Below are 22,363 nucleotides of genomic sequence, written 5' to 3'. Positions count from 1 at the left end.
CCGAGCGCCGCAACATGCGCGATAACGGCAAAGGAATAGCGGTGAACGACGAAGACCCGCGGAATGAGCAAAGCTTCGTTCTCCGTGTCGTTGAGAATATCAGCGAATTCACGAAGGACGAATGGAGCAGTCTTGTCGGGGCTTCCCGACAGGACGCGAACTACAATCCCTTCATAACCCGCAACTTCCTGTTGGCTCTGGAAGAGTCGGGCTCAGTTTCCCGAAAGGCGGGCTGGCTTCCGAAGCATTTGCGCCTTGAAGACGATCGGGGCAGTCTCATCGGAGTGGTGCCAAATTATCTCAAAGGCCACAGTCAGGGAGAATATGTCTTCGACCATGGCTGGGCGGATGCTTTTGAGCGCGCCGGAGGCCGATATTATCCCAAATTTCAGGCAGCAGTGCCCTTCACTCCAGCTACCGGCCCGCGCCTTATCAATCACGTCGCTTATGAAAGCGAAACGGTTCGACTGGCGCTGGCTGGCGGATTGCGGGAACTGGCGGACCAGACCGGTGTTTCATCTGCGCATGTTACATTTGCACTGCCCGATGAGGTTACCGCACTGGAGCGCGCAGGCTTTCTCCATCGCACTGATCAGCAGTTTCACTTTAAAAACAAGAACTTTAAAAGCTATGATGACTTTCTGAGTGAACTTGTATCCCGGAAACGCAAAGCGTTAAAAAAAGAACGCCGCCAGGCTTTGTCGGACGGCATAGAAATCGACTGGCTGACCGGCAACGACCTCACGGAAGCCGTCTGGGATGATTTCTTTGCGTTTTATATCGATACGGGCAGCCGCAAATGGGGACGGCCCTATCTGAACAGGCAGTTCTTTTCGCTGATCGGCGAAAGCATGGCCGAGGACATCCTGCTCATCATGGCAAAACGCAACGGGCATTATATCGCCGGTGCAATCAATTTCATCGGGGGTGACACGCTCTTCGGCCGGCACTGGGGCTGCATTGAAGATCATCCCTACCTGCATTTTGAGGTTTGCTATCATCAGGCAATCGATTTTGCCATCGATCGAAAACTGAGTGTCGTGGAGGCTGGCGCACAAGGCGAGCATAAAATCGCGCGCGGTTATGTGCCGGTCACGACCCATTCGGCGCATTACATTGTCCATGAAGGTTTTCGGAATGCAGTGCGTGATTATCTTGAGCATGAGCGCCGCGAAGTCGAGCAAATCCAGAGCGCTTTGCATGAACACTCCCCATTCAGGGACGCATGAACCGATCCACCTTGCCTACCAGGAATAGATGCGGTCTGATCCGTTCAAACATTCCGCATTGGAGAGAATCGCATGCCCGCTACCTATGACGACAATAATATCTTCGCCAAGATTCTGCGCAGTGAAATTCCGTCCACCCGTGTTTATGAAACCGACGATGTCGTTGCGTTCATGGATGTGATGCCGCAAGGCACGGGCCATACGCTGGTTGTGCCAAAGGCACCTTCCCGCAACCTGCTCGATGCCAAGCCGGAAACCCTCGCGAACGTTATTCAGGTTGTGCAAAAAATCGCCCAGGCCGTAAAAACGGCTTTCAACGCCGATGGCGTAACGGTTATGCAGTTCAACGAACCTGCATCCGGCCAGACCGTCTATCACCTGCACTTCCATGTGATCCCGCGTTTTGAAGGCGTCGCGCTCAAGCCCCATACGGGACAGATGGAAGACGCCGCAGTTCTTTCAGCAAACGCTGAAAAAATCCGCGCAGCAATTTGATATGACTCAAACTTTCAAAGTGTAAGCAGACCGATCACCAGCAGGATTTCCGCGATCAGAACACCGACCAGCAATCGCTTGCCGGTCATGATGAAAGCGGCAAATCCTGCCACGGCGGAACCAGCGCGCAGCCACAGCGGCGAGTTGGCCAATTCGCCATTGGGATAGAGAACAAGCTGCGCAATAACGCCTGCTACCAGCGCGGTTGCGATGCATCGTACGAGAACAAGCGCCTCGGAATCCTCTCGTACCCGCCCGCCAACCAGCACTCCCATCACGCGAAACAGATAGGTCGGCAACGCTCCCGCCAGCAGGATAAACACGAACGGCCACCACCAAGTTGAAAAACTGTCCCAGTTCATTCACCCGCTCCTGCTGGTATTTGACGCATTCTATGAAAGCCGAACGCTATCAGCCCGCCGAGAATACCCGTGAACAGCAGATCGTATCCCGGAGCCAGATGATGGAATATGGGAAACAGAGCGATCCCGGAAATCATCGCAACCTGCCCTGCCCGCTCCCTGGCTGAACGCCAGAGCGATGTCAGAAAATACATCGGCGTCAGCATGAAAAGTGCCGCAAAAACGATTGGCGGAAAAGACGTCGATAACGAATAAACGATTGCGACGATGATCGCATTGGTTCCCACTAGCACCATTCCGATTCCCGCAAAATAACTGGTTCTCATATCACGCGGTATCTTGCGCAACTCTTCCATGGCCATGACCCACGCGGTGACAGCCACGAAATGACACAAGGCCGCGAGCGTCAGTTTCCGGGTCTTCGGACCCTGCAGTTCGGGAAGCAATGCAACCACCATCGGCATCAAACGCACCGACGACAGCCCAACGGCGAGAGCTGCGGCAGGCAAAGCCACGCCGGCGCTGATCGCGCCAATCAGAACGACCTTGGCCGGAAGAGCCCAGATGGTAAGGGTCATGAAAACCGCCTGGACAACTGTAATTCCGCTTTCGATGGCCAGCCCGGCAAAACCGATGAATGAACTCATCAGCAATAGAGCCGGAATGCTGCAAATGCGCATACAACCGCGCAGAAACCATCGCATGTGGCGTTGATCTTCTAAATTACGTTCAGGAGGACTGAGATGAATCGGTGGCATGGAGCCACGTTAGAGCAAGGTCCAAGCAAGTTGCACCCGGTTTCTTCCGCCAGAATAGGAAAACCTCAGTTTTCGTCCATGCTCGTCACGGATTCAAGAAAAACGGCCCCCGGAGGGGCCGTTTCTATCCCAACTATTTCTTGCGCGGCACCTTCGGCACCGAGGACTTGGTCACCGAAGACTTCGAGGACGTTTTTGGCGCCGGTTCGTCCTTGCCCGCCAGCACTTTTTCCTTTTCAGCCTTCTTCGGAGCAGCCTTCTTGCGTTGCAACTGCTTCTTTTCAGCCGGAATGTCCTTTTTCGGACTGACCGGCTTGTCGGCGACACTTTCCAACGACAGATCGGTTTTTCCGTCAGGCTTGGTTACCACGTCCACGCGAACCGTGCCGCCGTGCTTGAGTTTTCCGAACAGCACTTCATCGGCCAATGGCTTCTTGATGTGCTCCTGGATAACCCGGCCCAGCGGACGTGCACCCATGCGCTCGTCGTATCCCTTGTCAGCCAGCCAGGAGATTGCACCTTCGGTCAGTTCGAAAGTCACACCGCGTTCAGCAAGCTGTGCTTCAAGCTGAAGCACAAACTTCTGCACTACCTGATGGATAACCGGAACCGGCAGCGGGCCGAACGGAATGATCGCATCCAGTCGGTTACGGAATTCCGGCGTAAACAGACGGTTGATCGCTTCCATGTCATCGCCTTCGCGACGTGTGGAACCAAAACCGATTGCTGCCCTGGCCATATCCGACGCACCGGCGTTGGTGGTCATGATCAGGATCACGTTGCGGAAGTCGATCTTCTTGCCGTTATGATCGGTCAGCGAGCCATGATCCATTACCTGCAACAGGATGTTGAACAGGTCCGGATGCGCCTTCTCGATTTCATCGAGCAGCAGCACGCAATGCGGATGCTGATCGACCCCATCTGTCAGAAGACCGCCCTGATCGAATCCGACATAGCCGGGAGGGGCACCAATAAGCCGCGAGACGGTATGGCGCTCCATATATTCCGACATATCGAAACGCAACAGTTCGACACCGAGCGAACTTGCCAGTTGCTTGGCGACTTCCGTCTTGCCGACGCCAGTAGGGCCGGAGAACAGATAAGAGCCGATTGGCTTGTCCGGTTCACGCAGTCCTGCACGGGCGAGCTTGATTGAGGCCGACAGAGCTTCGATTGCCAGATCCTGACCATAGACGACGCGCTTCAGCTCTGCATCCAGATGTGACAGAACCTGTTCGTCATCCTTCGACACCGATTTCGGTGGGATACGGGCCATCGTTGCGATTGTCGCTTCGATTTCCTTTACGCCGATGGTCTTCTTGCGCTTGTTCTCGGGCAAGAGCATCTGGCTGGCGCCCGTTTCGTCAATCACGTCGATTGCCTTGTCAGGCAGCTTGCGATCCGAAATATAACGCGCAGACAATTCCACCGCCGTCTTAATGGCATCGACGGTGTACTTGACCTTGTGGAAATCCTCGAAGTAAGGCTTCAGCCCCTTCATGATTTCAATCGCATCCGGGATCGAAGGCTCGTTGACGTCGATCTTTTGGAAACGACGCACCAAGGCGCGATCTTTCTCGAAGAACTGACGATATTCCTTATAGGTGGTGGATCCGATGCAGCGGATAGCGCCCGACGAAAGCGCAGGCTTCAACAGGTTCGACGCGTCCATTGCGCCTCCTGAGGTAGCGCCAGCGCCGATGACCGTGTGAATTTCGTCGATGAACAGGACCGCACCCGGATACTCCTCGAGTTCCTTGACGACCTGCTTCAGGCGTTCTTCAAAGTCACCACGATAACGGGTGCCAGCCAGAAGCGTACCCATGTCGAGCGAAAAGATCGTCGCGTCGGCCAACGCCTCGGGCACCTGCCCTTCAACGATCCGCTTGGCGAGACCCTCGGCGATGGCGGTTTTGCCAACACCCGGATCGCCCACATAAAGCGGATTGTTCTTCGAACGGCGGCAAAGCACCTGAATGGTACGGCTGATTTCGCTGTCACGTCCGATCAGTGGATCGATGCGACCAGCCTTGGCTTTCTCATTGAGATTGACGCAGTAAGCTGACAGCGCGTCCTGCTTTTTCTTCGCGCTCTCCTCCTGCTCAGTGCTTGTCCGTTCTTCGCTCGGGCTCTCCGCGCCGCGCGGCGGACGGGTTTCGCTGCTCTGCGGACGTTTGGAAATGCCGTGCGAAATATAATTCACGGCGTCGTAACGGGTCATCTGCTGTTCCTGGAGGAAATAGGCAGCATGGCTTTCCCGTTCCGCAAAGATGGCAACCAGCACGTTCGCGCCAGTCACTTCCTCACGGTTCGAGGACTGCACATGGATGACCGCACGCTGGATGACCCGCTGAAACGCAGCAGTGGGTTTGGAATCTTCGTCATAACCCGTGACCAGGTTATCAAGTTCGCGATCAATATAATCGGTAACGATACGCTTGAGATGCTCAAGGTCGACGCTGCAGGCACGCATCACTGCGCCCGCATCCTGATCGTCGATCAAGGCAAGCAAAAGGTGTTCGAGCGTCGCATATTCGTGATGCCGCTCGTTTGCTATTGTGAGGGCTTGATGCAGAGCCCTTTCAAGGCTTGGGGAGAACGATGGCATATGACCTCACTTTTTCTCCATCACGCATTGCAGCGGATGCTGGTTTTGGCGGGCGAAATCCATGACCTGGCTGACTTTGGTTTCGGCGACTTCGTATGTAAATACGCCGCACTCGCCGACCCCGTGATTGTGAACATGCAGCATGATGCGCGTGGCATCATCCCGGTTCTTCTGGAAAAACCGCTGCAGGACATGAACGACGAACTCCATGGGTGTGTAGTCGTCGTTGAGGAGCAGGACACGATAGAGGCTGGGTTTCTTGGTCTTCGGCTGCGTGCGCGTGACCACAACGGTGCCGTTTTCCGGACCATTCCCGCCGTCGGTCTTGCTTTGCATGACTATATCGAGATGCCTCATGAAACCTATTACCCGGATGCCCATCTGCCTGGCCCAACTTGCCCTATTATGTAGGTCGTCATGTGGTGATTTTAAGCCCTTCACTGGCACTTGCAACCGGGACTTATTGCAATAACGCGGCTTGACACAGTTATATGGTATCTCGAATTGAAGGGCGTTCTTTATAAAATAGCGGTCTAAATGCCTGAGTTCTCAAATACAGACCGGGCTAACTGTCCCCCAAAAAACTCCACCCTATAGAAAGCGGAATACAAATTGCCATTTCGACCTATGGAAAAAAATACTATTTTGCACATATAATCAGAACGATAATAGGTGCATTTTATATAATATTAGAAAGCAACTTTTTAACACACACTTATTTCAAGTCGCTGCCCCTCCCCTCCTATACGATAAGGCAGCAGTAAAAATTAGACTCGCGAAAGCGGGTTTTTTTGTTGTTATCGCTCCCTCCGCCACGAAAGGGGGATTCCCGTTCAATGACACATCTGCGTGAACGCCGAAAGGGGCCCTATCGATACCCGCTACCGGTCCCGTTGCCCTCTCCCTAATTTTTCCGAAATTTATGAACAATGCGGTTACCATAAACGGATTGGTAACGCTGATGGCATTAGGATCACCGAATTAGACGCTGTGTGCCTTTTGTGCCGCAGTTTAAAAAATCCGGGATACAGGTAGGTCATCATCGTGCGTACCGCATTTAGTAAAGTCGCATATGCCTTGAAAAGAGCGGCACAAGCCACCCTTCTTCTTGCAGTTGTAACGGGGTGTTCGACAGCTTCGACAACAATACCGGCGATAGCGGCGGGTGACCGATACGCAGCCATCGTAATTGATGCGAACACCGGCAAGACGCTGTTCGCCTCGAATGCGGATGCACAGCGCTATCCTGCCTCTCTCACCAAGATGATGACCCTCTACATGCTGTTCGAGGCTATGCAGGCAGGTCGCATGAGCAAGGACACGCGTATCCCCGTTTCCGCTTATGCGGCTGCGCGTCCGCCCACCAAAATCGGTTTCCGCCCCGGACAAAGTATCCGCGCTGAAGATGCCGCACTGGCCATGATCACGAAATCTGCCAACGACGTAGCGACAGCGGTTGGAGAATATCTTGGGGGCTCGGAAGAACGCTTTGCCCAGATGATGACCGCAAAGGCGCGCCGTCTCGGCATGCGCAACACGACTTTCCGTAACGCGTCGGGCTTGCCGAACATGGCGCAGCATACAACTGCACGTGACATGGCAATCCTCAGCATTGCGCTTCGCCAGCATTTCCCGAATGAATTCTCCTATTTCTCGCGCCGCAGCTTCGTTTTCCGCGGCCAGACCATCAATGGTCACAACCGTTTGCTCGGTCGCGTTGAAGGCGTGGACGGCATCAAGACCGGCTATACCAATGCCTCCGGCTATAATCTGGCCTCATCGGTCAGTCTCGACGGCCGTCGGCTCGTGGCAGTCGTGATGGGCGGCAATACCGGCGCAAGCCGTGACGCCCATATGGCGCAGCTCATTCGCAAATATCTTCCTATGGCGACACGTAGCCGTAACGCTGCTCCGCTCGTAGCTATGCGCAACGATGCTCCGCAGGTAGTCGCCTCGGTCGATCTTCCAAAAGCGAAGAACGCGCCTGTTCCGGTGACACGCGAGGCCGCGGCTGTGGAAGATTTCATCAACAATGAAAGCGGCGAAGGCGACAGCGAACAGCCGCAGGTTCTGGCGCTCGCAGCTCCAACGGCACGCCCTGCGGCGCTCGCCGCACAGGCTGCGATCCGTCCAACGCCAAAGGCAGCTGTTCCATCAGCGCAGGCTCAGGACGTCGATCCGGTTACAACCGCATCTGCGCCCGCCGCTGGCGGCTGGGCCATCCAGATCGGCTCCCTGCCAAGCGAAGGCCAGGCACGTGACATGCTGGCCAAGGCGTCTGCCACGGCAGGCGGCACCCTGCGCGCAGCGTCTCCCTATACCGAGACGTTCAGCAAGGGCAGCGCAACTTTCTACCGCGCCCGCTTTGTCGGCTTCTCTTCCAAGCAGGCTGCATGGGACGCATGCGCCTCGCTCAAGAAGAAAAATTTCGGCTGCTATGCGGTCGCGAACTAATCGATAACGAGGAGGCTCGCCTCCTCGTTGCCAGCTTCAAACCCGAATTTGTAGTGCGTAGAGGGTTTCGAGATGTCAAATATGAGAGAAACTTTCGGTCAGTCTCCGTTCAAAACTGTCGACTGGACACCGGATGAAGGTAAGGCATCAGCGCTCGGCGCGCTGTTCTCGGTGCAAGGCCTCAAGCAGGCCGCATTGCGAATCGCGGATGTAAGGCGCGGTACCGGCTTTCAGACCCGCGATCTGGTCGGACTGCTCGTCTGCCATGCGGCGCGCAACAAGCGCCTGGTTCAACCGCGTGCGTCCATGCGCATGACCTTGCCAGTGAATTTCGATAGGGTTTCAGTCCGTCTGACGATAGAAAACTGAAACTTCACAGATAGAACGAAAAGGCCCTGCCGTTTAAAAGCAGGGCCTTTTTCATGGATAGGTCATCTCTACAGCAATCCGAGCGCCGCCAGTTCCTGCCGCAATTCTGCCGGTAAGGCAGCCCTGGCTGCCTTACCGGCGGACTCGTCACGCGGGACTTCATTGTCATTCAGATAGCGCCAACCCTGGAACGCACGGCGCGGCTGCCACTCGGTCGGAATGACCTTGGGCTCCAAAACCAGATGACAACGATTGATACCCTGCTCATCCGTGAACGGGCGCACATCCAGCAAACGCTGACGGCATTGGACATTGCCCTTGATAACCCAGTAGAGCGAGCCGCCCTCCAGCAGTTCGTCGATCCGCTTGGGTACCATCCTCGTTGTATGGAACTGTTCCGGCACGAGGCCGGCAGCGCGCTGTTCCGCCAGGCGAAAATCGATCCAAGCCGCAAGATCTTCGATACTGTCGCAGCCGACGCAAAGTTTAACGAGATTGAGAGCCATACAGGTGATTTAGCCAAGACGAATGCGAGCTTCAAGCCGGGGCACCGCATTCTGCCAAGAATTGCTGATCAACAGGCGACCACGTTCACCGCGAGACCGCCTTGACTGGTCTCCTTGTAACGCTCGCTCATATCGTGGCCGGTCTGACGCATCGTCTCAATACAGGCATCCAGCGGAACAAAATGCTTGCCGTCGCCCTTTACGGCGAGCGAAGCGGCAGTGACGGCCTTTACCGCGCCGAGCGCGTTACGCTCGATGCACGGCACCTGAACAAGCCCGGCAACCGGATCGCAGGTCATGCCCAAGTGGTGTTCAAGCGCTATTTCGGCGGCGTTTTCAATCTGTTCGGGCGACCCACCGAACACGGCTGCGAGACCGGCTGCGGCCATGGCCGATGCGGAACCCACCTCGCCCTGACAACCGACTTCCGCGCCTGAAATCGACGCGTTGTGCTTGATGACCCCGCCTATCGCGGCAGAAGTCAGGAGAAAATCCCTTATGCCCTTCTGATCGGCATCATCATGAAAATGCAGGTAATAGCGCAGAACTGCCGGCACGACACCAGCGGCACCGTTGGTGGGAGCAGTGACTACCCTGCCGCCCGACGCATTTTCCTCGTTGACGGCCATCGCATAAACGGAAAGCCAGTCATTGGCCAGCAGCGGGTTGCTGCGGTTATTGCGCCAGTCGTCCTGTAGCTTGTCGTGAAGCTGACGCGCACGACGGCGAACATTCAAGCCACCGGGCATCACACCGTCGCGGCTCAATCCCCGCTCGATGCAGCCGCGCATGGCACCCCAGATGCGATCAAGCCCGTCATCCAGATCGCCGCGGGCCATATGCTTTTCTTCATTGGCTCGCTTCATTTCAGCAATCGACAGCCCACTATCATGGGCCATCTCAAGCATTTCGGCAGCATTTCGGAATGGGAACGGCACGTCGGCCTTATCGTCCTGCTTCGCTCCACTGCGCTGAACGCGGCTCAGTTCTTCTTCCGTCACGACAAAGCCGCCGCCGATGGAAAAATATGCGCGACGCAGCAAGAGATTGTCGTCGGCGTCAAATGCGGAAAAGGCCATGCCATTGGCATGTCCCGGCAAAGGTGTCTTCCGATCCAGCACAAGATCGACTTTCGGATCGAAGTGGTAGACTGGATGCCCTTGCGGGTTCACCTTCTTCTCAGCAAAGACCTTTTCGACTTCAACATCCATGATGTCGGGGTCAATCGTATCCGGCAGATGGCCACATAGCCCCAGGATAACGGCGCGGTCCGTTGCATGCCCTACACCTGTATAAGCAAGAGAGCCATGCAGGCTCGCTTTCAGACGGTGAATTTTAGAATGTGCCGGCCTTGGCCAGTTCCCGCCGATCACCTCGTTGAGAAACATGCGAGCAGCCGTCATCGGGCCCATCGTATGAGAACTGGAAGGCCCAATGCCAATCTTGTAAAGATCGAAAACCGACAGAAACATTCCACACCTTCTGCAGCCGTCATAAGGCTGATTGATTCCTGGTCGCAGCGCCGCTCGCGATTTGCCCGATCATCCATATTAGACAAAAATGGGCAAAAAGTCGCTAACGCGGAATCCGCGCATTCCTATCAGATAGTTGTAGGAAAGGATCAACGCAAACGGAATGCCGAAATGCGGCATCAAATTTCCGGAATACGCAATGCCGCCTGACTTCTAGACGGAGAACAGATAGGCCATGAGAATGACAGCAGCGAGACCAATGACTGCCCAGAGCGTAACGCCCCAGCAGGATTTTTGAACGGTTTCGTCCATGGAAATTTTGGCAACCTTGTTGTGCAACTCTTCTACACAGCGCCCTTCACAACGCTGTTACCGATCATATAGCTTCGTGATCACCGGAACGCAACGATGAAAAACGGCTGAAATGCGGCGTCGAATTCCACGCGCCGGGCACACAATCCGACTATACATTTATTATCAAACGGTTACCGGACGATAACGTTAATGAAAGCTTTAAAGTGACGGCGAAAATGCGGCATCAGGGTTGAGGCAAAAGCATATCTGTCTTGCCAGCCAGCCCATAAGCGGCCAGTCCTACCCACTCCCGCATGGCCACGCTGAACCGCGAAAGCGCTTCATTCGGGGATTCGAGATAAAGGGCAAAGTGCTCGCTGGCGCGCGTCTTGAAGTCCACCGGCCAGGCCACAACGTCGAACCCTGCCTTGCGAAAACATCCGATGGACCGCGGCATATGATATGCCGAAGTGACCAGAAGCCACGTTTCACCCGGCTTCGGTTGAGCCAATTCCTTGGAGAAAACCGCGTTCTCGACGGTATTTCGAGATTTGTTTTCAAAAATATAGCGCTCGCCGGAAAAGCCAAGATCGGCAAGCATCTGCCGGGTACTATCCGCTTCTTTGGCGGATTTTTCAAAGAATGCGCCCTCGCCGCCAGATATAATGACCTTGGCGTCGGGGTGTAGTCGTGCCAGCCGCATTGCTTCAAAAATGCGATCAGCCGCGCTATTCAATTCAAAGCCTTTGCGACCCGCATTGATTTCGCCATTCATATAGCCGCCCAGCACGACGATCCCGTCCACACGTTGCGGCATCGCATCAAGCTTTGCGAAACGGTCTTCCAAAGGAGCCAGCAGAACGGCACCCAACGTCGTAAAGGCGGCAAGAAACAGCGTGGCCAGTGACAGCGCCAGCAGCGCCATGCTGAAACCGCGCATACCTCGCCAGATGGCGAGAAAAGCAATCAACACGAGAACAGATATTATCGTAACGGGTTGAAAAAACAGCCAAAAAATTTTCGACAGACTATAAAACAACCAAGCTCTCCAATATCTGCCATCTACCTGCGCCAGCGCCAGCACGAATCCGTGTGCTTCCGCATACTATAGAGTTGCAAATGGCTGTGTTAGAGATTTGCCGGGAATCGAAAAACGCCGGACATCGCTATCCAGCCGGAAGGAACCATGTCTAACATCACCCACCAGGATACCGCACCCTCGTCCCGGGTTCGCCTTGGGCGCATCGACATTGCACGCGGAATTGCGCTGATCGCGATGGCGATCTACCACTTTGGCTGGGATCTCGAGTTCTTCGGCTATATGGCGCCAGCAACGACTGCTCACGGCGGATGGAAACTTTTCGCGCGCTGCATCGCGTCGAGCTTCCTGTTTCTGGTGGGCTTTAGCCTTGTCCTGGCGCATGGCAACATAATCCGCTGGAAGCCTATGGCGAAACGGCTGGCTCAGATCGTTGTAGCGGCGGCGGCGATTTCAGCCCTCACATGGTATATATCTCCGGACAGTTTCATTTTCTTTGGCATCTTGCACCAGATCGCTCTGGCAAGTGTCCTCGGCCTTCTGTTTCTGCGCCTGCCCGCCATTGCAACCTTGATCGTTGCGGTATTCGTCATCAGCGCTCCGCTTTTTGCGCGGGCTGATATTTTCAATCATCCAGCGTTGAGTTGGGTGGGGCTTTCGACCGTAACGCTGCGCTCCAACGATTACGTACCGCTGTTTCCATGGTTCGGCGCAGTCCTTGTCGGAATAGCTGCCGCACGGGTTTTCCAGCGCTTCGGCTGGCTGCAGCTTTTGGCTGACGGGATCAAACCACACTTTCTTGAAAAGCCGCTGACCTTCATAGGCAGGCACAGCCTGGCCTTCTATCTCATTCATCAGCCTGTGCTGATCGCAATGGTTTACTTGTTCTCGCAGCTCCTGCCCCCGGCACAGCCGACGCCGCGAGAAGCCTTCACGCAGTCCTGCGTCGCTGCATGCCTGCAAAACGGCAGCGAACGGCTATGTCAGCAGTTCTGCGGCTGTGTGGTGACGGAACTCGACAAGGCGAAACTGTTCGACGATGTCTTCAGCGGCAAAATCGATCAGGACAACAACAGCACGGTTCAAGCCATCGCACAAATGTGCTCTCCAGTGCCCGACGCTCAGTAGGTCAACTCAGGTATTGACGCCCAGTTCGGCGAGGCGCTCGATGCAGGACTCTTCGATCTGATCGAGTTCGCCCAGTGTCTCTTCAATGTCACGCCGCTTCTGCCGAAGATCAGCGCGTTTTTCCTCGACGCGCTTCATGAGCAGTTTCAGCTGCCCCGTTTCCCCAGGCGGCTCGCGATACATCTGGATGATCTCGTGAATTTCCGCGATGGAAAACCCAAGCCGCTTGCCGCGCAGAATCTGCTTCACCAGATGGCGATCGGCCGGGCGGAACAATCGCGTACGGCCACGTCTCACAGGAGCGATCAAGCCCTCATCTTCATAAAAGCGCAAAGTACGGGTTGAAATACCGAACTCGCGCGTCAGCTCCGTGATCGTATAATATTCGCGCACCAAAACATTTCTGCCTTATATCAAGCGGACCATGCTCCAAACCAAATTGGATTCAGAGCTTAAGTTGTGCTCCCGCATTTACGTAAAAGTCAATATGCAAGCGATGTGAACTACAATTCGGTTAGCTAGAATTTGGACGAAGGCGGGATGGTCAACGCGATTTGTCAATCTCGGCGACAAGTGCGGTTGATAACAGCATTGTTCTAAAAAATCCCGCAATTGCGTTGGTTTCACCGCTTTCCGGCTTGCCATCATATTGCCGCTCATGCGTTATGAACTTGCGGAAACCAGCTACGAACGGCGATTCATGCGGCGCTCTATAAAATTTACTTTGATCGGACTTGTCGTCATCGCCGTGATAGGAGCGAGCCCCTTTGCCGTGGAAGCAATCGTGGTCAAGATTGGAGAAGGCTCGATTCGCCAGCTCGCAAGGGATGGCAATTTCTGCAAAACTGACCAATGCGACGAAGGCATGAACTACGCGCTAGGTTTTCTCGAAACCAATTATGGGCTGTCGCCTCATGACGTCAAATGGTGTATGGGCGTCGATGTCATTTCACATTATGAGTTGCCATTCGGTAACGCACTGAAAACTTCAATAACGGACCGAATGTACCAACGGTGTGGCGACCCGAAACAGGACGAGCCACCTGGAGATTACTCGGATGAATAGAGACGCTCTTCATGAAGCGAATTGTGCGCATCGGCGCCTGGGTGATACTTCTCGCCATTCTGGCGGTTACGATCAGCCCGATCAATTTCCGCCCCGTTACCGGCGAACCAGCCGATCTCGAAAGGTTTGGGGCTTTCTTTCTGGTCGGCGCTTTGTTTGCGCTAGCCTACCCACGCCGTTGGATGGGCGTTCTTTTGCTGACGGTCGGCTGTGCGGCGCTTTTTGAACTGATGCAGCGTCTTGCTCCCGGACGGCATGGGGAGTTCATAGATTTCGTTTTCAAGGCTGCCGGAGCAGTGTTCGGCATCGCCGTCGGCTATGGCCTCAGCCTCATCCGCCCTTTTCGGCAAAACACCTGATCAGGCGGGAATAGCCTGTAGCCTGTCCAGCGCGGATTCACGCATGAATTCCAGATGAATAGAGCGCAGAAGTGCAGCCAGATCGTCATTGGCCGCAGCGTATCGGCTGGCACGTGTGGCCTCGCACATAAGGGCTGATATTTCTGCCGCTCCCCACCGCTTCCGCCCGGCGGCCACGGCTCGCCATGCCTCAATGGCAACAATCAAGGGTGCATGCGTAGCATCGCTCAATCCGGCAGAGCGCAACAGCGCAGCAAGAGCCGCAGGACGACCTCCGGAAATAATCGCACAAATCCGCGCGTCATCGAGGTCGGAAAGCGCAGCCAGCAGGCTGGCAAAAAAATCTATACGTCCGCCTGCAACGGCGCGAATGACAAAGCTGGTTGTAATCTCCCCGCGCAGACGCAGATGCTCGACCAGCGCCGGGAGTTCTTCCTGCGAACAGGTTTCCGCCAGATGCATCGATGCGCGAACTGTAGCATCTCCGACGATTTTATCGGCGCGACGTTCGCCCAATAGCATCTTCACCAGCGGGAGGGCCTGCAGGACCTCCCCCACTTTCACAGCCAGCAGATGACGGCATTCCGCCGGAAGATGCGGATGAGATAGCAGAGCCTCGCGCACCACAGCATCATGTCCACAGCGTTCGCTCATGCGCCGGAACGAAACGGAAGCGATCCGGGCGCAACTGTTAAAGAGAATTTCGGCAACCGCGTCGTTACTTCCGACTTCTGCAATTGCTGCTGAAACTGCGGATGAAACATGAGGTCGCGCGGCGATCAAAACCTGCATTGTTGGCGCCCCATAGGCCACACGATCGATCAGATCGGCGTCGCTGAGAAGCGTTGAGCGCGCGAGGATATAGCCCGCAACCCCCGGCTGGTCAGCGGCAAGCGCCGTTACAATATGCAGCGGAGAATGCACACTGGTGGAGAGCACATCTGCCATCGCCATACGAACTTTCGGAGAAGGATCATCAAGTAAAAGCGTCAACGCCGCTTCTGCCTGCGCGCGCACCTGATCTGGCTGGTGCTGGTCGATACATTGTCTGGCCAGATGTGCGGCCCGGACAACACGCGCAGATACCGGCTCGCAACGACCAACAAGCGCATCTTTTTCGATATACATTCTGGCCCCGCTCCAGATCGTTCTTGTATTCGAAAAGCTTAAATTAAAATGGTTTACGAGCGGTTTACCATGTTTGTTAACCGCATTGTCGCAGCATGGAACCGAACGCACCCTTCCTCGTTGTACCGTTATAAAACGTAACGGAGACTCCAAATGGCTGATGAAAAGATCACCAACGACATCCAGCAGGCGCTCGAAAAGCAGATCGCTGACATGCGCAGTGAACTGAAACGTCTTTCCAAATCGCTGGCGTCCCAATCCGGTGACCTGAGGGAACGTGCGGAAGATGCGCTGGACGATGCATCCGGTCGTTTCCGTAACGCGGCGCAAGCGGTGCGTGAACGTGGCCAGGTGGTAGCCGAAACAGTGCGCGAGAATCCCGGTACGGCTACAACGCTCTTCGGAACCGCCGGTATTATCGGCATCCTCATCGGCGTCGCGATTGGTTGCGCCATTTCCGACCGACGTTAACCGCAAAATTCACAATACTGTGCCCGCGCTTTTATCCAAGGCGCGGGCTTTTACACGCGCTCTTTACGGGATGGACACGGTCTGCTAGCTCCACCCTACTGGCAATTCGCCACCGGTCGCAGCCTACCCGGTCAAAACAAGGACAAGCGCAATCATGCGCTGTAGGACTGCGACGTGGCTTGAAACAAAGGCACGTAAATGTCTGAAAAGACCATATATTCCGACCTCAAGCAGCTCGGCTCCCAAGCTTCTGTGCCGCAGAATCCGGAAGATGCCGTCCTTGAACGGGTTGCAAATCCGCAAGCGGGAACACCTTATTGCGTCCGTTTCACCGCGCCCGAATTCACCTCGCTTTGCCCGATGACGGGTCAGCCTGATTTCGCGCATCTCGTGATCGACTACGTCCCCGGGCATTGGCTCGTGGAGAGCAAATCCCTGAAACTCTTCCTGTTCTCATTTCGTAATCACGGCGCATTCCACGAAGATTGCACCGTGACCATCGGCAAGCGGCTCGTCGACCTGCTGGAACCTGAATGGCTCAGGATCGGCGGTTACTGGTATCCGCGCGGCGGCATTCCAATCGACGTCTTCTTCCAGACCGGAGCGGCGCCCCAGAATGTCTGGATACCGGAACAGGGCGTCCCGAACTATCGCGGCAGAGGGTGATCGGCCTATATCGGTTGTCGCCGAATGTTGCGATCCCTATTATAAAGGCTAGCGACATGGCCGCGTGAAAGTCTCTTGAAAGGACCTCCATGAAAAACTTAGCTATTCTGATTTCTCTGGTGGTTCTTGCCGGATGTGGGGGAGCCGGCAAGGCCGCGATGGACACGGGTAAGAGCTTCGATCGATTCGCCTGCATGTCGCGAAATTTCAAGGGAGAGCCACCCTGTCCGCCGCAGGAAGGCACAAGCCAGCCAGCCCAATAAAACCAGAGAGGAGGCCTGTCATGGCTATCGAACCCAAGGATGTTCTGGACTTCTGGTTTTCGCCCCGGATGCGGGAAAACTGGTTCAGCAAAAGTGACGAGATCGACGCTGAAATTCGCGAGAAATTTCTGGCTGCTTACGAAGATGCGCGTGCCGACAAACTGGAGCAGTGGAAACAGCAACCGGAAAGCGCTCTGGCGCTCACCATTCTTTTTGATCAGTTTCCGCGCAATATGTTTCGCGGCTCTCCACGCTCATTCGAAAGCGACGGGCTGGCCCGCGATGTGGCGGCGCAGGCGCTCGACCATGATTTCGATCGGCAGCTATCGCCTGACCAGCGCCAGTTCTTCTATTTGCCCTTCATGCATAGCGAACATCTGAACGACCAGAAGCGCTGCGTCGATCTCTATGAAAAGCTTGGCGACGAGTTCTCGCTCGGCTTCGCCCGTCAGCATCACGACATCATTGAGCGCTTTGGCCGCTTCCCGCATCGCAACAAGGTGCTGGGGCGCGATACGACCCATGAGGAAGCTGAATTCCTCAAGGAACATGCTGGCTTCTGACCTTCAGAGCAGCCGATACGGTAAAATCCCGCGGCGGTCGTGATCGACCGCCAATCGGCTTTTCAGCGGGGGAACCGCCCGCTGCACACATTCAGCACGCTCACAGATGCGGCATGAAACACCGATCGGATCGAAGGCAGAACGCACTGCTATGTCGAGCCCATCGGCATAGACAAAATCCTGCGCATAGGCCACCTCGCAGCCCAGGGCGATGGCATAGCGGCGCTGGGGAGCGTTGAAGCCCCCTTCGCTCTTTGTCAGTTCTGTCGCAATGCAAAGGTAACGCGCGCCATCCGGCGTTTCAGCCAGTTGGCGAATGATCCGGCCCGGCATCTCGAATGCCTGATGCACGTTCCACAAGGGACACGCAGCACCGTAACGGGCAAATTGTAGCTTGGCTGCGCTATGCCGCTTTGTGATGTTTCCTGCCCTGTCTATGCGGGCAAAAAACACCGGCACACCCCGCTGACCGGAGCGCTGCAAGGTACTCAGACGATGCGCGACCTGCTCAAGGCTGGCCCCGAAGCGTGACGCCAGAAGTTCCAGATCGTGGCGCAGTTCTTTTGCTGCTGAAAGAAAGGTTTGATAGGGCAGCATGAGGGCCCCGGCAAAATAGTTGCGCAAGCCGATCTTGCAAATCTCGATTGCCTCGGCAGAGCGAAAATCCGCCCGCCTGGCAATCGCACTCACAAGCTCTTCCATCTCCAGTTCGGCAATCTGAAACGCGATCTGGAAATTACGGGTTGAAGCGGGCGAATAGGGATTGAGATAAAGCACCCGCGCCTGCGCGTCGAACCGGCGCAGAACCGCTTCTTCCGGCGCAGCCCGGGCAATATGCACACGGTGACGCTCCCCCATATACTGCGGCAGGGCCACGCCGATGTCGCGTCCCGGAATGCTCAACTCGCTCGCCAGCTTTTCTGCGGCAATATCGATCTCATGTACGTAATTGTCGATAAAATGAAAAAAGTCGCGCACCTCCTCATAAGGCGCAGGTTCGGCAGCCGACGGAGCGCGACCCAACTGGTTATCCAGACTTGCAAGCTGTTCACTGTTGCGGCGATAGGCTTGGTGGCAGGCGATCAGCGCATGGGCCAGCCCCGGCGCATTTTGCGTGATAAGCTTCAGCTCCTGCAGGTTCGGCTTGTAATTGTCGAAGACCGGATCGGCCAGCGCTTCGGAAACAGCGGATAGCAAACGATCGTCGTCCCCCAGGGAAATGGCACCGATGTCGATCTGGTAGTTTTCAGCCAGTGCCAGCAAGACCGCCGCCGAAACAGGCCGCTGATTATTCTCGATCTGATTGAGATAACTCGTTGAAATCCCAAGCCGTTCGGCGAAGCCCGACTGGGTTGCTCGATGCTGCTCCCGGATTTCACGTATCTTTCTGCCGATATAAAGTTTTCTTGGCGCCATTTTGCAAATTCGCATTTCGCTATTTGCAAATTTATAACTTACACAATCGCACCTTTTCAAGCTTTTCCAGAGCGCCTTCGGATTTTAAGCAGGAAGGAGAAAAAGACTATCTTTTCAGTTTCATAACACGCCTTCCGAAGGCCGCCCAAAAGTGGGGACTTTATGCAGGAACTTCTCGAACAGCTTGAATCCCGACGGGCGGAAGCCCGCCTCGGCGGCGGTCAGCGCCGCATCGACGCGCAACACGCCAAAGGCAAGCTCACTGCTCGCGAAAGGATCGAAGTGCTTCTCGACGATGGATCGTTCGAGGAGTTCGACATGTATGTCACCCATCGCTGCGTCGATTTCGGCATGGAAAAGCAGAAAGTCGCTGGCGACGGCGTGGTGACCGGCTGGGGCACGATCAATGGCCGTCAGGTCTATGTGTTCAGCCAGGATTTCACAGTTCTGGGCGGTTCCTTGTCTGAAACGCACGCGCAGAAGATTTGCAAGATCATGGATATGGCCATGAAGAATGGTGCGCCGGTCATTGGGCTCAACGATTCCGGTGGCGCGCGCATTCAAGAAGGTGTCGCATCGCTCGCAGGCTATGCCGACGTGTTCAAGCGCAACGTGGATGCTTCCGGCGTAGTTCCGCAAATTTCGGTCATCATGGGGCCATGCGCGGGCGGCGCGGTCTACTCGCCCGCCATGACCGACTTCATCTTCATGGTGCGGGATAGCTCCTATATGTTCGTGACTGGCCCCGACGTGGTCAAGACCGTCACAAATGAAATTGTCACCGCGGAAGAACTAGGCGGCGCCTCCACCCATACCCGAAAATCATCGGTGGCGGACGGCGCTTATGAAAACGATATCGAAGCGCTGGAACAGGTTCGCATTCTTTTCGATTTCCTGCCGCTCAACAATCGAGAAAAGCCGCCCGTGCGTCCGGTCTTCGATGACCCTGCGCGGCTCGAAATGCGGCTCGACACGCTGATCCCGGATAGCGCGACCAAGCCTTACGACATGAAAGAGCTTATCCACGCGCTGGCCGACGAAAGCGACTTCTTTGAAATTCAGGAAGCTTTTGCGAAGAACATCATCACCGGCTTCATCCGCATGGATGGGCAGACCATCGGTGTGGTTGCGAACCAGCCCATGGTTCTTGCCGGCTGCCTCGACATTGATTCATCGCGAAAGGCTGCTCGCTTCGTTCGCTTTTGCGATGCCTTCAATATCCCGATCCTGACCCTTGTCGATGTACCAGGCTTCTTGCCGGGCACAGCCCAGGAATATGGCGGGGTCATCAAGCACGGCGCAAAGCTGCTTTTTGCCTACGCCCAGGCGACCGTTCCCATGGTTACGCTTATTACCCGCAAGGCCTATGGTGGGGCTTATGATGTGATGGCCTCGAAACATATCGGCGCCGACATCAATTATGCCTGGCCCACGGCAGAAATCGCTGTAATGGGCGCCAAAGGCGCGACGGAAATCCTCTATCGTTCAGAACTGGGCGACATTGAGAAAATCGCCGCGCGCACGAAGGAATATGAAGAGCGTTTCGCCAATCCGTTCAAAGCTGCCGAACGCGGCTTCATCGACGAAGTCATCATGCCGCATTCATCGCGTCGCCGCATTGCACGGGCTTTTGCAAGCCTGCGCAACAAGAGCCAAAGCACGCCGTGGAAAAAGCACGACACCATTCCTCTTTGAGTAGATGCCCATGATCAAGAAAATTCTCATTGCCAATCGCGGCGAAATCGCTTGCCGGGTCATCAAGACGGCAAAGAAGATGGGCATCGCGACGGTTGCCGTTTATTCCGACGCCGACCGCAATGCGCTCCATGTCAAAATGGCCGATGAAGCAGTCCATATCGGACCAGCGCCGTCCAATCAGTCCTATATCGTCATTGATAAAATTCTGGCCGCCATCAAGGAAACCGGGGCCGATGCCGTGCATCCGGGCTACGGCTTCCTTTCGGAAAACCCGCGTTTTGCCGAAGCCCTGAAAGCCGCCAACGTCACTTTTATCGGCCCGCCGGTAAAAGCAATTGATGCCATGGGCGACAAGATCACCTCCAAGAAGCTTGCGGCCGAAGCCGGTGTTTCCACCGTGCCCGGGCATATGGGCTTGATCGAGGACGCAGACGAAGCCGTCAAAATCGCTGGCAGCATCGGCTATCCGGTGATGATCAAGGCTTCTGCTGGCGGTGGCGGCAAGGGCATGCGCATCGCATGGAACGACGATGAGGCTCGCGAAGGCTTCCAGCTTTCACGCAATGAGGCGAAATCCTCCTTCGGCGACGACCGCATATTCATTGAAAAATTCGTCACCCAGCCACGCCATATCGAAATTCAGGTTCTGGGCGACCAGCACGGCAACGTCGTCTATCTGGGCGAACGTGAATGTTCGATTCAGCGCCGCAACCAGAAGGTCATCGAAGAAGCCCCCTCGCCGTTCCTGGATGAAGCCACCCGCAAAGCCATGGGTGAGCAGGCTGTGGCTTTGGCAAAAGCCGTTGGATATTTTTCGGCAGGCACGGTGGAATTCATTATCGATGGTAACCGGAACTTCTATTTCCTTGAAATGAATACGCGTTTGCAGGTCGAGCACCCGGTGACGGAACTCATCACCGGCATTGATCTCGTGGAAGAAATGATCCGCGTAGCATCCGGTGAAAAGCTCCGCTTCAGCCAGAGCGACGTGAAGCTGAACGGCTGGGCGATGGAAAGCCGCCTCTATGCCGAAGATCCCTATCGCAACTTCCTGCCTTCAATCGGCAGGCTGACCCGTTATCGACCGCCGGTCGAAGGCCGCAACTCGGATGGCACAATCGTTCGTAACGATACCGGCGTATTCGAGGGCGGGGAAATCTCGATGTATTATGACCCGATGATCGCAAAGCTCTGCACGTGGGGGCCGGACCGCGCCAGCGCTGTCGACGCGATGGGAGATGCGCTAGACGCATTCGAGGTTGAAGGCATCGGCCATAATCTGCCCTTCCTGTCGGCTGTGATGGATCATCCACGCTTCCGCGAAGGCGCGCTCACCACCGCATTCATTGCCGAGGAATACCCGGACGGCTTTACTGGTGTGCCCGTTTCGGAAGACGACGCACGCATACTTGCTGCGGTAGCCGCACAGATCAATCTGGCGATAGAACAACGCAACGCGCAAATCTCCGGGCGGCTTTCCAGCGACCAGCAATCGGTGGCCACCGACTGGGTAGCGACGCTCGGCGGCTTTGCCTTGCCGGTGCGTATCGCAGAAGGCGAAGGCGGGACAACAATCAATTTCGTGGATGGCGGCAGCCTGCCTGTTGCCAGTGACTGGCATCCCGGCAGTCATCTGGGCTCATTCACCGTTGGCAGCAAGCCGATTGCCATCAAGGTTTCACGCTCCGGAACTGGCTGGCGGCTTCGCTGGCGCGGCATGGACGTTGTTGCCCACGTTCGCAAGCCGCGCATAGCCGAACTTGCAAAGCTCATGCCCGTGAAACTCCCCCCGGACACCTCAAAGATGCTGCTCTGTCCGATGCCGGGCGTCATCACGTCCATCCTCGTCGGGCAAGGCGATACGGTCGAAGCCGGGCAGCCGCTCGCCACGGTAGAGGCCATGAAGATGGAAAACGTGCTGCGTGCCGAACGCCGTGCTACCGTAAAGCGCATCACAGCGGAAGCAGGTGCAAGCCTCGCTGTCGATGAGCTGATCATGGAATTCGAGTGAGGTTCGAT

General features: G+C 55.7%; 22 protein-coding genes. 12 read left to right on the top strand and 10 right to left on the bottom strand.

Going from position 1 to position 22,363, the window contains the following annotated elements; translation table 11 throughout:
- Positions 1 to 41 precede the first annotated feature (41 nt).
- Together ABWW28_RS03795 and ABWW28_RS03790 are read left to right on the top strand one after the other, a co-directional pair.
- A complete protein-coding gene (locus ABWW28_RS03795; protein ID WP_025089497.1) occupies positions 42 to 1,229 on the top strand; it encodes a GNAT family N-acetyltransferase in 1,188 nt (395 codons plus the stop codon).
- Between the two features lie 72 nt (positions 1,230 to 1,301).
- A complete protein-coding gene (locus tag ABWW28_RS03790; protein WP_021585245.1) occupies positions 1,302 to 1,724 on the top strand; it encodes an HIT family protein in 423 nt (140 codons plus the stop codon).
- A gap of 14 nt (positions 1,725 to 1,738) precedes the next feature.
- Here ABWW28_RS03790 and ABWW28_RS03785 read toward each other — a convergent pair whose 3' ends face one another.
- The 4 genes from ABWW28_RS03785 to clpS all read right to left on the bottom strand — a co-directional run bounded on the left by ABWW28_RS03785 (position 1,739) and on the right by clpS (position 5,788).
- On the bottom strand, positions 1,739 to 2,086 hold the full coding sequence (locus ABWW28_RS03785) for an AzlD domain-containing protein (RefSeq protein ID WP_021585246.1): 348 nt from the start codon (positions 2,084 to 2,086) through the stop codon (positions 1,739 to 1,741).
- Positions 2,083 to 2,733, bottom strand: coding sequence for an AzlC family ABC transporter permease (locus ABWW28_RS03780; RefSeq protein WP_318258017.1), 651 nt, complete (start codon positions 2,731 to 2,733; stop codon positions 2,083 to 2,085). The genes ABWW28_RS03785 and ABWW28_RS03780 overlap by 4 nt, the downstream gene beginning before the upstream one ends.
- Before the next feature lie 244 nt (positions 2,734 to 2,977).
- The gene (clpA, locus tag ABWW28_RS03775) at positions 2,978 to 5,452 is read right to left on the bottom strand and encodes an ATP-dependent Clp protease ATP-binding subunit ClpA (protein ID WP_021585248.1); all 2,475 of its coding nucleotides are present in this window, start codon (positions 5,450 to 5,452) and stop codon (positions 2,978 to 2,980) included.
- Positions 5,453 to 5,458: 6 nt separating this feature from the next.
- Complete coding sequence (gene clpS / locus ABWW28_RS03770) at positions 5,459 to 5,788, bottom strand: ATP-dependent Clp protease adapter ClpS (RefSeq protein WP_036565154.1); 330 nt, start codon at positions 5,786 to 5,788, stop codon at positions 5,459 to 5,461.
- Between the two features lie 708 nt (positions 5,789 to 6,496).
- Between clpS and ABWW28_RS03765 the strand changes: the two genes are divergently transcribed.
- Together ABWW28_RS03765 and ABWW28_RS03760 are read left to right on the top strand one after the other, a co-directional pair.
- Entirely contained in the window at positions 6,497 to 7,906 is a 1,410-nt protein-coding gene (locus ABWW28_RS03765; protein ID WP_025089495.1) for a D-alanyl-D-alanine carboxypeptidase family protein, read from the top strand.
- Positions 7,907 to 7,978: 72 nt separating this feature from the next.
- Positions 7,979 to 8,275, top strand: coding sequence for a hypothetical protein (locus ABWW28_RS03760; RefSeq protein ID WP_006466964.1), 297 nt, complete (start codon positions 7,979 to 7,981; stop codon positions 8,273 to 8,275).
- A 68-nt stretch (positions 8,276 to 8,343) separates the two neighbouring features.
- On the opposite strand, the gene ABWW28_RS03755 is transcribed toward ABWW28_RS03760, so the two are convergent.
- The 3 genes from ABWW28_RS03755 to ABWW28_RS03745 all read right to left on the bottom strand — a co-directional run bounded on the left by ABWW28_RS03755 (position 8,344) and on the right by ABWW28_RS03745 (position 11,586).
- Complete coding sequence (locus tag ABWW28_RS03755; protein WP_021585252.1) at positions 8,344 to 8,781, bottom strand: DUF1489 family protein; 438 nt, start codon at positions 8,779 to 8,781, stop codon at positions 8,344 to 8,346.
- Between the two features lie 68 nt (positions 8,782 to 8,849).
- Positions 8,850 to 10,253 carry an L-serine ammonia-lyase gene (locus ABWW28_RS03750; protein WP_021585253.1) on the bottom strand — a complete coding sequence of 468 codons (1,404 nt, stop codon included), beginning with the start codon at positions 10,251 to 10,253 and terminating at the stop codon, positions 8,850 to 8,852.
- Positions 10,254 to 10,791: 538 nt separating this feature from the next.
- Positions 10,792 to 11,586 (bottom strand): YdcF family protein, encoded by a 795-nt coding sequence (locus ABWW28_RS03745; RefSeq protein ID WP_021585255.1) that lies wholly within the window; start codon positions 11,584 to 11,586, stop codon positions 10,792 to 10,794.
- A 147-nt stretch (positions 11,587 to 11,733) separates the two neighbouring features.
- Here ABWW28_RS03745 and ABWW28_RS03740 point away from each other — a divergent pair, with 147 nt between their 5' ends.
- Positions 11,734 to 12,714: a heparan-alpha-glucosaminide N-acetyltransferase gene (locus tag ABWW28_RS03740; protein ID WP_021585256.1), complete on the top strand. Its 981-nt coding sequence runs from the start codon at positions 11,734 to 11,736 to the stop codon at positions 12,712 to 12,714.
- Positions 12,715 to 12,720: 6 nt separating this feature from the next.
- On the opposite strand, the gene ABWW28_RS03735 is transcribed toward ABWW28_RS03740, so the two are convergent.
- A complete protein-coding gene (locus tag ABWW28_RS03735; RefSeq protein ID WP_006471625.1) occupies positions 12,721 to 13,107 on the bottom strand; it encodes a MerR family transcriptional regulator in 387 nt (128 codons plus the stop codon).
- Positions 13,108 to 13,414: 307 nt separating this feature from the next.
- Between ABWW28_RS03735 and ABWW28_RS03730 the strand changes: the two genes are divergently transcribed.
- Positions 13,415 to 13,780 carry a hypothetical protein gene (locus tag ABWW28_RS03730; RefSeq protein ID WP_021585257.1) on the top strand — a complete coding sequence of 122 codons (366 nt, stop codon included), beginning with the start codon at positions 13,415 to 13,417 and terminating at the stop codon, positions 13,778 to 13,780.
- An 11-nt stretch (positions 13,781 to 13,791) separates the two neighbouring features.
- Positions 13,792 to 14,139 carry a VanZ family protein gene (locus tag ABWW28_RS03725; protein WP_006466973.1) on the top strand — a complete coding sequence of 116 codons (348 nt, stop codon included), beginning with the start codon at positions 13,792 to 13,794 and terminating at the stop codon, positions 14,137 to 14,139.
- On the opposite strand, the gene ABWW28_RS03720 is transcribed toward ABWW28_RS03725, so the two are convergent.
- Entirely contained in the window at positions 14,140 to 15,267 is a 1,128-nt protein-coding gene (locus ABWW28_RS03720) for a DUF2336 domain-containing protein (RefSeq protein ID WP_021585258.1), read from the bottom strand.
- Positions 15,268 to 15,420: 153 nt separating this feature from the next.
- Here ABWW28_RS03720 and ABWW28_RS03715 point away from each other — a divergent pair, with 153 nt between their 5' ends.
- The 3 genes from ABWW28_RS03715 (at position 15,421) to ABWW28_RS03705 (ending at position 17,230) form a co-directional block, all read left to right on the top strand.
- A complete protein-coding gene (locus ABWW28_RS03715) occupies positions 15,421 to 15,738 on the top strand; it encodes an ElaB/YgaM/YqjD family protein (protein WP_006466974.1) in 318 nt (105 codons plus the stop codon).
- Between the two features lie 198 nt (positions 15,739 to 15,936).
- Complete coding sequence (queF, locus tag ABWW28_RS03710) at positions 15,937 to 16,404, top strand: preQ(1) synthase (RefSeq protein ID WP_021585259.1); 468 nt, start codon at positions 15,937 to 15,939, stop codon at positions 16,402 to 16,404.
- 283 nt (positions 16,405 to 16,687) lie between these two features.
- A complete protein-coding gene (locus ABWW28_RS03705) occupies positions 16,688 to 17,230 on the top strand; it encodes a DUF924 family protein (protein WP_021585260.1) in 543 nt (180 codons plus the stop codon).
- Between the two features lie 3 nt (positions 17,231 to 17,233).
- Here ABWW28_RS03705 and ABWW28_RS03700 read toward each other — a convergent pair whose 3' ends face one another.
- Entirely contained in the window at positions 17,234 to 18,646 is a 1,413-nt protein-coding gene (locus ABWW28_RS03700) for a helix-turn-helix domain-containing protein (RefSeq protein ID WP_021585261.1), read from the bottom strand.
- 162 nt (positions 18,647 to 18,808) lie between these two features.
- Between ABWW28_RS03700 and ABWW28_RS03695 the strand changes: the two genes are divergently transcribed.
- Both ABWW28_RS03695 and ABWW28_RS03690 read left to right on the top strand, forming a co-directional pair.
- Positions 18,809 to 20,341: an acyl-CoA carboxylase subunit beta gene (locus tag ABWW28_RS03695; RefSeq protein WP_021585262.1), complete on the top strand. Its 1,533-nt coding sequence runs from the start codon at positions 18,809 to 18,811 to the stop codon at positions 20,339 to 20,341.
- Between the two features lie 10 nt (positions 20,342 to 20,351).
- On the top strand, positions 20,352 to 22,355 hold the full coding sequence (locus ABWW28_RS03690) for an acetyl-CoA carboxylase biotin carboxylase subunit (RefSeq protein ID WP_021585263.1): 2,004 nt from the start codon (positions 20,352 to 20,354) through the stop codon (positions 22,353 to 22,355).
- Positions 22,356 to 22,363 lie beyond the last annotated feature (8 nt).

Source organism: Brucella sp. NBRC 14130 (assembly GCF_040371715.1).
Taxonomy (GTDB): Bacteria; Pseudomonadota; Alphaproteobacteria; order Rhizobiales; family Rhizobiaceae; genus Brucella; species Brucella intermedia.
The sequence above is the reverse complement of the archived record's forward strand: the minus strand, read 5'-3'. Positions and strand labels throughout refer to the sequence as shown.